10 protein-coding genes and 1 pseudogene are annotated in these 8,454 nt (G+C 73.9%); 4 read left to right on the plus strand and 7 right to left on the minus strand.

Annotated features, from left to right (window positions below):
• Positions 1-88 precede the first annotated feature (88 nt).
• The 3 genes from fusA to ACWCYO_RS39500 form a co-directional block, all read right to left on the minus strand.
• The gene (gene fusA, locus ACWCYO_RS39490; RefSeq protein ID WP_449786914.1) at positions 89-2,134 is read right to left on the minus strand and encodes an elongation factor G; all 2,046 of its coding nucleotides are present in this window, start codon (positions 2,132-2,134) and stop codon (positions 89-91) included.
• A gap of 419 nt (positions 2,135-2,553) precedes the next feature.
• A complete protein-coding gene (locus ACWCYO_RS39495; RefSeq protein WP_449786910.1) occupies positions 2,554-3,045 on the minus strand; it encodes a hemerythrin domain-containing protein in 492 nt (163 codons plus the stop codon).
• Between the two features lie 79 nt (positions 3,046-3,124).
• On the minus strand, positions 3,125-4,033 hold the full coding sequence (locus ACWCYO_RS39500; RefSeq protein WP_449786911.1) for a DMT family transporter: 909 nt from the start codon (positions 4,031-4,033) through the stop codon (positions 3,125-3,127).
• A 47-nt stretch (positions 4,034-4,080) separates the two neighbouring features.
• Here ACWCYO_RS39500 and ACWCYO_RS39505 point away from each other — a divergent pair, with 47 nt between their 5' ends.
• The 3 genes from ACWCYO_RS39505 (at position 4,081) to ACWCYO_RS39515 (ending at position 5,864) form a co-directional block, all read left to right on the plus strand.
• A complete protein-coding gene (locus tag ACWCYO_RS39505) occupies positions 4,081-4,617 on the plus strand; it encodes a MarR family winged helix-turn-helix transcriptional regulator (RefSeq protein WP_270150106.1) in 537 nt (178 codons plus the stop codon).
• A 160-nt stretch (positions 4,618-4,777) separates the two neighbouring features.
• The gene (locus ACWCYO_RS39510) at positions 4,778-5,221 is read left to right on the plus strand and encodes a DUF6328 family protein (RefSeq protein WP_333493537.1); all 444 of its coding nucleotides are present in this window, start codon (positions 4,778-4,780) and stop codon (positions 5,219-5,221) included.
• A gap of 43 nt (positions 5,222-5,264) precedes the next feature.
• Positions 5,265-5,864: an AAA family ATPase gene (locus ACWCYO_RS39515; RefSeq protein WP_270150104.1), complete on the plus strand. Its 600-nt coding sequence runs from the start codon at positions 5,265-5,267 to the stop codon at positions 5,862-5,864.
• Positions 5,865-5,902: 38 nt separating this feature from the next.
• On the opposite strand, the gene ACWCYO_RS39520 is transcribed toward ACWCYO_RS39515, so the two are convergent.
• Positions 5,903-6,295 (minus strand): hypothetical protein, encoded by a 393-nt coding sequence (locus tag ACWCYO_RS39520; RefSeq protein ID WP_449786912.1) that lies wholly within the window; start codon positions 6,293-6,295, stop codon positions 5,903-5,905.
• A gap of 152 nt (positions 6,296-6,447) precedes the next feature.
• On the opposite strand from ACWCYO_RS39520, the gene ACWCYO_RS39525 reads away from it, so the two are divergent.
• On the plus strand, positions 6,448-6,972 hold the full coding sequence (locus ACWCYO_RS39525; RefSeq protein ID WP_270150102.1) for an AAA family ATPase: 525 nt from the start codon (positions 6,448-6,450) through the stop codon (positions 6,970-6,972).
• A 155-nt stretch (positions 6,973-7,127) separates the two neighbouring features.
• Here ACWCYO_RS39525 and ACWCYO_RS39530 read toward each other — a convergent pair whose 3' ends face one another.
• The 3 genes and pseudogenes from ACWCYO_RS39530 to ACWCYO_RS39540 form a co-directional block, all read right to left on the minus strand.
• A complete protein-coding gene (locus ACWCYO_RS39530; RefSeq protein ID WP_449786915.1) occupies positions 7,128-7,778 on the minus strand; it encodes a hypothetical protein in 651 nt (216 codons plus the stop codon).
• Positions 7,779-8,018: 240 nt separating this feature from the next.
• Positions 8,019-8,216, minus strand: a pseudogene (locus ACWCYO_RS39535) (hypothetical protein); the annotation flags it as partial.
• A gap of 31 nt (positions 8,217-8,247) precedes the next feature.
• A partial coding sequence (locus ACWCYO_RS39540; protein WP_449786913.1) for an AMP-binding enzyme occupies positions 8,248-8,454 on the minus strand: 207 nt, incomplete at its 5' end.

Below are 8,454 nucleotides of genomic sequence, written 5' to 3' on the forward strand. Positions count from 1 at the left end.
CGGGGTTTTTTTCTGGGTTTGGGGGGTGTACTGCCGTCGCGAAGGCCACGCCCCCTCCCCGCGACGGCGGGGAGGGCCGGAACGGCGGTCAGCCGGCCGGCGTCGGGGCGGGGGCGTAGCCGGCCGGACGGGTGGTGAAGGTGCCGCGGCCCTGGGTGCGGCTGCGCAGGCGGCCCGCGTAGCCGAACAGTTCGGCCAGCGGTACCAGTGCGCTGACCTGGGCCGTTCCCTCGCGGCCGGTCGTCGTGGTGGCCTGGACCTGGGCGCGGCGGGCGGCCAGATCGCCGAGGACGGTGCCGAGCGCGTCCTCGGGCACGGTGACGGTCACCTGTGCGAGCGGTTCCAGCAGCTGCAGTCGGCAGGCGCGCAGCGCTTCGCGCAGGCCCAGGCGGGCGGCAGTGCGGAAGGCGAGTTCGGAGGAGTCCTTGGGGTGGGTGATGCCGTCCGTGAGGGTGACGGCGAGGCCGGTGACGGGGTGGCCGCCGAGCGGTCCGTCGGTGAGGGCGTCGCGGCAGCCGGCTTCCACGGCCTGCACGTATTCGCGCGGTACCCGCCCGCCGGTGACGGTGGAGGTGAACGCGAAGCCGTCGGCGGCGGGTGCCAGGTCGAGGACGAGGTGGGCGAACTGGCCCGCGCCGCCGTCCTGTTTGGCGTGCCGGTGGACGAAGCCCGTGACGCCCTCGACGAGGGCCTCGCGCAGGGCGACCTGGGGCCGGCCGACGACCGCTTGGACGCCGGCGTCGCGGCGTACCTTCTCCACCGCGACCTCCAGGTGCAGCTCCCCCAGTCCGGACAGGGTGCGCTGGCCGGTCTCGGGGTCGGTGGCCAGGCGCAGTGAGGGGTCTTCCTCGGCGAGGCGGGCGAGGGCGGCGGTGAGCTTGTCGGTGTCGGCACTGTGGCGGGCTTCGATGGCGACGGTGACGACGGGTTCGGCGCTCACGGGTGCCTCCAGCAGGATGGGGTGGTCGGGGTCGCACAGGGTGGCGCCGACGCGGGCGGACTTGGGGCCGATGACGGCGACGATGTCGCCGGCCAGGGCGTGGTCGGTTTCGGTGTGGCGGTCGGCTTGGACGCGCAGGATGCGGGCGATGCGCTCGGTGCGGCCGGTGGCGGCGTCGAGCACGGTGTCGCCCTTGTGCAGGGTTCCGGCGTACAGGCGCAGGTAGGTGAGGCGGCCGGTGGGGGCCGCGGTGACCTTGAACACCAGGGCGGTGAGGGGCTGCTGCGGGTCGGCCCTGCGCTGTGCGCCCTGGTCGGCGGACCGTACGGGCGGGGTGTCCAGGGGTGATGGCAGGTAGGCGACGGCGGCGTCCAGCAGCGGTTCGATGCCGCGGTTGCGGTAGGCGGAGCCGCCCAGGACCACCACGGCCTCGCCGGTGCGGGTGAGGCGGCGCAGCGCGGCGGTGAGGGTGGCGGGGCTGAGGGAGCCGTGGGTGCAGTACTCCTCCAGGGCTTGGGGGTCGAGTTCGGCCACCGCTTCGGCCAGGACGTGGCGGCGGTCGGCGGCTTCGATGGCGAGGTGGTCGGGGACCGGGCCTTCGGTGAGGGCGCCGGCCTCGTCCCAGGTGAGGGCGCGGTGGTGGACGAGGTCGACGACGCCGGTGAAGGCGTCCTCGGCTCCGATGGGCAGGTGGACGGCGAGCGGGTGGGGGTGCAGGCGCTCGCGGATGGAGGCGACGGCGGCGTCCAGGTCGGCTCCGGCACGGTCGAGTTTGTTGACGAAGGCGATGCGGGGCACGCCGTGGCGTTCGGCCTGGCGCCACACCGATTCGCTCTGCGGCTCGACACCGGCGACGGCGTCGAACACGGCGACGGCGCCGTCCAGGACGCGCAGGGAGCGTTCGACCTCGTCGGCGAAGTCGACGTGGCCGGGGGTGTCGATGAGGTTGATCCGGTGGCCGGCCCAGGCGCAGCTGACGGCGGCGGCGAAGATGGTGATGCCGCGGTCGCGTTCCTGGGGGTCGAAGTCGGTGACGGTGGTGCCGGTGTGGACTTCGCCGCGCTTGTGGGTGGTGCCGGTGAGGTAGAGGATCCGTTCGGTGACGGTGGTCTTGCCGGCGTCGACGTGGGCGAGGATGCCGAGGTTGCGGACGGCGGCGATGCCGGCGGTGCCGGTGCTGGTGGTGGTGCTCATGGCGGTGCTGGTGGTGGTGTCGGTGCGCATGGCCCGGTTGCCTTTCGAGGGGCGGTTGTTCAACGGGTGGGCGCGCGATTGACACAGTGCCGCTAGCTCTGACGAACCGTCAGATCAGTGGCCGGGAAGGACCGTGCAGGGAATCGGACGGCTCAGGCGGTGGCGGCACTGCCCCGGTGCCGGCCGCGCAGCGGGCACCGGAAGGGCGGGGACACCAGGATCACCTCGTACCGCGACGCGGGAGAGGGGGCGGCGGCGCTGTGCTTCGGCATGGCCGCTGCACCCCCTGTCCCTGGTCTCGTCCGTCGGCATGGTCGGGCGTCCGCACCCCGGGGGTGCGGCCGCGTGGTGAGTGTAGGGAAGCCGGACCCGGCGGGGCCAAGGGTTTTACGACGGCGGGTTTTCGGGCCGTTACGGCGTTACGGCATCCGGAAGCGCAGCACCGGCTGCGTCCAGCCGTCCTCGTCGGACACCCCGGCGTCCAGGGCGGCGGCGAGGGCGCGTTCCTCGTAGCCGAAGTGGGACTCCATGATGGCGGCCAGTCCGTCGAGTTCGCGTCCGATCGCCTCCAGGTCCGCCCCGCCCTCGCCCGCGGACTGTTCGGTCAGTTCGCGGACCCGGGCGAGGATGGCGGAGATGAACCCGTGGTCCTCGACGAGTTTGGCGACGGTGGGTGCGAGGTCGGGGCGTTCGTGCACCAGGGCGGCGAACAGGCCTTCTGCCTCGCCTTGGTGATGGATCGTCAGGGAGGTGCAGAAGGCGAGGCAGTGGGTGATCAGGGAGTCGTCGCCGGTCTGACGCCGGCCCAGGCCTGAGCGGACGCGTGCGAGGCGGCGGCGCAGTTCGTTGTGCGCCTGGGAGAGTTGGAGACTGAGGGCGGCCGTACGGCCGTTGATGAGGGGGGAGGCCACGGGTGGGCAGTCCCTTCGGTCGTGCACCTCCATGCCTGGCGCGGTCCGCCACCGGCACGCGATGCCGACGCCCATCCGATCACGGCACGCGCCGCCTCGGCAAGCCTGGGACCGCGGGTTCGGCGACGGTCGCGGTGTGGGGGCGGGTGCGGGGGCGTCCGAGCAGGATCCCGCCGGCCACCAGGGCCAGTCCCACCACCTGACGTGCCCCAAGTTCGTCGCCGTCCAGGGCGGTGCCCAGCAGCACCCCGGTCAGTGGGTTGAGCAGTCCCAGCAGGCCGACCGTGCCGGCCGGCAGGTGGCGCAGTCCGGTGAACCAGCAGGCGAAGGCGAGGGCGGTGGCGGCGAGGGTGACGTAGCCGAAGGCGAGCAGGGCGGGGCCCCCGAGCGGTGGCGGCGCGCCTTCGACGCCGGCGGCCAGTGGCAGCAGCAGCAGGCCGCCGGCGGTCAGCTGCCAGGCGGTGGTCGCCAGCGGGTCGGCGCCCTCGCGCCAGCGGGCGGCGAGCACGTAGCCGACGGAGGAGACCAGCATGCCGCCCACCGAGGCGGCCAGCCCCGCCCCCTCGAGCGCGCCGCCCGTCCCGAGCACGGTGAGCGCCACCCCGGCCAGGCCCAGCACCGCGCCGGCCAGGTGGGCGCGGTGCGGGTGCTGCCCGGCCAGCGCCCAGGCGGTGAGCAGCATCGCCAGTGGGGAGGCGGCCATGACGGTGGCGGCGGTGCTGGTGGGCAGCAGCTGGGAGGCGAGGTAGAGCAGGACGAAGAAGGCGGCGGTGTTGAGCAGTCCGAGCAGGGCGCTGCGCCACCACCAGGGGCCGTGGGGGCGGCGGCGGGCGAGGGCGAGCAGCAGCAGTCCGGCGGGCAGGGCGCGCAGGGTGGCGCCCCACAGGGGGTGGTCGGCGGGCAGGTAGGCATGGGTGACCCAGTAGTTGGCGCCCCAGGCGATGGGGGCGAGGGCGGTCAGCAGGACCCACCGCACATTGGCTTCCATGGAAGACAATATAGCTTCCCAGGAAGCTACCGGAATAGGATGACCCCATGGAGCACCAGCAGCACCCGGGCGACGGCGACCACGTCGCGCTGATCCAGGCCGCCTGGCGCCGCGAGCGCCCCGACCTCGACGTCTCCCCCCAGGGCGTGATCGGGCGCCTGCACCGCCTCGCCGCCCGCCTGACCGGCGAACTCACCCTCGTCTACCAGCGCTACGGCCTGAGCGAGGGCGAGTTCGACGTACTCGCCGCACTGCGCCGCGCCGGCGCCCCCTACGAACGGGCTCCCGGGGAACTCGCCGCCCACACCATGGTGACCACCGGCGCGATGACCAAGCGGATCGACCGCCTCGAACGCGCCGGCCTGGTCACCCGCCGTCACGCCGAGGACGACCGGCGCGGGCGCGTGGTCGCCCTCACCGACGCCGGACTGCGCCTGATCGACGAGGCGTTCACCGCCCACGTGCGCAACGAACACCGCCTGCTCTCCCACCTGAGCCCTGGCGAAGCCGCAGCCCTGCAGACCCTGCTCACCACCTGGCAGCAACGCCTGGACGGCACCGAACCGACGGACCGTACGGGCTGACGCCGCGCCGCCCAGCACAATGTGACACATGAACACCCCTCCCCCGCCCGGCCCTGCACCCGACCACGGACCCGGATCCGACCCAGACCACGGCCCCGGTCCCGGTCCCGGGCGTCACGACGAACCCACGCCCCTGCCCCCGGGGTGGGAGAACCCGGCGGTGCGGGCCGACCGGCGCCTGGTGGAACTGCTGCAGGAACTGCGGGTCCTGCAGACCGGCGTGCAGATCGTCTTCGCGTTCCTGCTCGGCGTCGCCTTCACTCCGCGTTTTCCGCAACTGTCCGACGCCCAGCAGGACATCTACGTGGCCACCCTGCTGCTGACCGTCGTCGCCGCCGCCGTACTGGCCACCCCCGTCGCCCTGCACCGCGGCCTGTTCCACCACCCCGGCAAGGCCCGCATCGTGGACGTCTCCGCCCGCATCGCCCAGTTCGGCCTGCTACTGCTTGCCTCCGCACTCACCGGCGCCGTCCTGCTCGTCCTGGACGTCGTCCTCGGCGCGCCGATCGCGCTCGCGATCAGCGCCGTCATCGCCCTGATCTTCACCGCCCTGTGGTTCGTCCTGCCCTGGTCCGTCCGCCGCGCCACCCGCGAACGGCCCTGACCGCCCTGGCCGGGCGGGTTCGCCCGGCCCGTACCGTGACCCCGTGCACACTGACCACCGCCCCTGGGACGTCCTGCTGATCGGCGGCGCCTCCGGCCTCGGCAAGAGCCGCGCCGCCGCCCACCTCGCCGCCGCGAGCGGCGCGTTCACCGTCGAATTCGACGACGTCGTCGCCGCCCTGCAGGCCGCCACCACCCCGCGCACCCACCCCGGCCTGCACCACTTCAGCGTGACCCCGGCCCGGGGCCTGGACACCGAACGCGTCCTCCAACTGCAGATCGCCACCGCCCATGCCCTGGACGAGGCCCTGCTCGGCGTCGTGCGCAACCGCCTGAGCGTCGACGTGCCCGCCATCGTCGAGGGCGACTACCTCAGCCCCCGGGCCGCCGCCAGGGCCGCCGCCGAGGCCGCCGCGCAGGGCCGGCGCGTACGGGCGGTCTTCCTCCACGAAGGCGACGCGGCTCGCATCAGCGCAAACTACGCCCGGCGCGAACCCGGTTGCGGCCCGCAGCGCGAGCGCGCCGCCGTCAGCGCCCGCTACTCCAGCTGGCTCGCCGCCCAGGCCCGCGCCCACCGCCTGCCGGTGGTCGACTGCCTCCCCTACGACACCCTGCCGCATCGCCTGACCGCCGCCTGGGCCTGAAGCGGCCCCGGCGGCACCCCGGGCGGCGGCACCCGCCGCTACGCGCCGGGGGCGTCCTCGATGTCCGAGATCAGCTTGGTGCTCAGGTCGCTCTGCACCGCCAGGCGGGTGTGCCCGGCGTCCGGCCCGGTGCCCCAGGTCAGCGTGACGGTGGTGAACAAGTGCCCGGCGCTCGAGTCGTGGTAGGCCACCTCCCACGCGGTCGGCACGTCCTGGGCGCGCAGCACGCCGTCGGCGTGGTTGGCCTCCTCCCAGGCCGCCAGGCGCTGGCGCAGGTCCTCGGTGAGGTAGTGGCCGCGCAGCTCGTCCGCCAGGTCGTCGGTGCCGTCGGAGACTGCGTCGACGTAGGCGCCGTAGAAGTCGGCGACCCGGTCCACCGCGGAGTCCGGGCTGCCACGGCGGACCGCGGTGCCCGCTTCGGTGTCGGTCATGAACATCCCTCCAACCGGGCCCGCGCGGCACCTCGCCGCGTTCCCGGGCCGATCCGTCCGTTCACCGGACACAACGAGCCCGGTCGGCGCGGGTTTCGGGTACAGAATGTCAACAGAGGGTGCATGCAGCCGGGTTGGAGGGGAGACGAGCGGTGCTGATCGTACTGAGCGGCGGGCCGGGCAGCGGGAAGACGACACTGGCGCACGCGCTCGCCGGCGCGCTCGGCTGCCCCGCGGTGTGCCGCGACGAGCTGAAGGAGGGCTTGCTGCACGCCGGCACCCGCTCCCCCAACGCCGACGAGGCGGTGCGCGACGCCTTCTTCGAGGTGCTGGACGTGCTGGTGCGGGCCGGGGTGAGCGTGGTCGCGGAGGCCGCCTACCAGGACCGGGTCTGGCGCCCCTTCCTGGCACCACTGGCCGCCCGCACCGAGGTGCGGGTGGTGCACTGCCGGGTGGACCCGGCGCTGGCTCGCCGCCGGATCGCCGAGCGCCTGGCCACCGGCCGCCACCGCGCCGCGCACGCCGACCGCGAACTGCTCGCCGCCCCACCCGGGGCGGGCAACCTGCTGGACGACTTCACCCCGCTGGCCCTGCCGGGCGTGCCGCGCCTGCACGTGGACACCACCGACGGCTACGACCCGCCGCTGGCGGACATCGCCGCCTTCACCCGCCGCTGAACTGCGGAACCCGGCCGCAGGCTGCGCCGCCCGGGTGGAACGATCACGGCATGCAACCGGTCACCGACGCAGTCACCCCGCTCCCGCGGACCTGGCTCGGCGTCGCCGAGGCCGCCGGCGCCCTCGGCCTGCTGGTCGGCCTTGCCCTCCGGGGGTCAGGCGAGGGCGGACCAGGCCTGGTCGGTCAGGTGCGCGGCCTGGTCGATGTGGTGCTGCAGCTCTTCCGAGCCGGCGAAGCGCAGCCGGACCGTCAGGTGAGCCGAAGTGCGTTCGCACAGCTGGACGTTGGTCTTCTCGGGCGTGACGTCCTGGCCGGTGAGAATGGGCTGGTAGGAGACCAGGCAGGAGACCTGGCCGACGGTGACGACCTCGGTGCCCGGTTTGGCCTGGCCGAGTGAGGCCGGGTCGACGTAGGGGGTGTAGGGCTTGGGGCTGGCGGCGCGCACGGCTTCCAGGACGAGGAAGTCGCGCATGCCCTCGTCGGTGTACTGGCGTACCGTGGCGGCGGCGCCGCCGTAGGCCTGGGAGAGGGTGCGGGTGCCGCCGGCCTCGTTGGTGGCGGCGTTCTTGGCGAGCGGGGTGTCGGCCTGGGCGGTCACCGTTGTGAAGCCGCCGGGCAGGGTGTCTGGGGCGTGCAGGTCTTCGCCCAGGCCACCGAAGGCGGCGGAGGTGACGGGGCCGCCGCCGTCGCCTCCGCTGCCGGTGAGCAGCAGCGGGACGCCGGCTATGAGGAGGCCGGCGATCAGTCCGGCGGCCGCGGCCGTGGCCCTGCTGCGCGCTGGGGTGGTGTCCTGCTTTTCGGTCACGCCGAATTCCTTCCGGTCATCGAGATGTGATTGCTCGTCAATTATCGCCTGCGTGGCAGCGGTCGTGGTCGGCGCGGGCGGCGAGGACGTGGGGAATGTGGGTTTCCGCCCAGGTCTTGATCGCGTGGACGAGGGGCAGCAGGTCCCGTCCGAGGGGGGGTGAGGGCGTAGTCGACGCGGGCGGGGACGGTGGGGTGACGTGTGGTGCAGCAGGCCGTCGCGTTCGAGGGTGCGCAGGGTCTGGGTGAGCGTCTTCTCGCTGACGCCGGCCAGGCGTCGGCGCAGGTCGCCGGCGAGCGCCGGCTGACCCTGCGCGTGGCCCGACACCCTGTCGCTCGGGGACGCGGCGCGGGCGCACGAGCGGCTGGAACGGGGCGGGCTGCGGGGGCGGCTGGTGCTGGTGCCCTGACCGGGCACCGGGCACCGGGCACCGGGCACCGGGCACCGGGCACCCGCCTACCTCCTTGGTTCAGAGGTTCGAGGCCGCCTCGCGCAGGCGCTTCTTGTCCGGCTTGCCGACGGAGGTCAGCGGGATCGCGTCGACCACGTGCAGGGCTTCGGGGGCGTAGATGCGGCCCTTTTTGGCGGTGACGAAGGCGCGGACCTCGTCCAGCTGCGGCTGCTGCCCCTGGGCGGGGACGACGGCGACGTGGACGTGCTCGGCCTGCTGGTCGTC

This window comes from Kitasatospora sp. NPDC001683, assembly GCF_053596495.1.

What these genes read in the sequence shown, in the direction of transcription:
- fusA (WP_449786914.1), bottom strand. Translation starts at nt 2,134, where the DNA reads ATGAGCACCACCACCAGCACCGGCACCGCCGGCATCGCCGCCGTCCGC.
- ACWCYO_RS39505 (WP_270150106.1), top strand. Translation starts at nt 4,081, where the DNA reads ATGGAGCACCAGCAGCACCCGGGCGACGGCGACCACGTCGCGCTGATC.
- ACWCYO_RS39500 (WP_449786911.1), bottom strand. Translation starts at nt 4,033, where the DNA reads ATGGAAGCCAATGTGCGGTGGGTCCTGCTGACCGCCCTCGCCCCCATC.
- ACWCYO_RS39520 (WP_449786912.1), bottom strand. Translation starts at nt 6,295, where the DNA reads ATGACCGACACCGAAGCGGGCACCGCGGTCCGCCGTGGCAGCCCGGAC.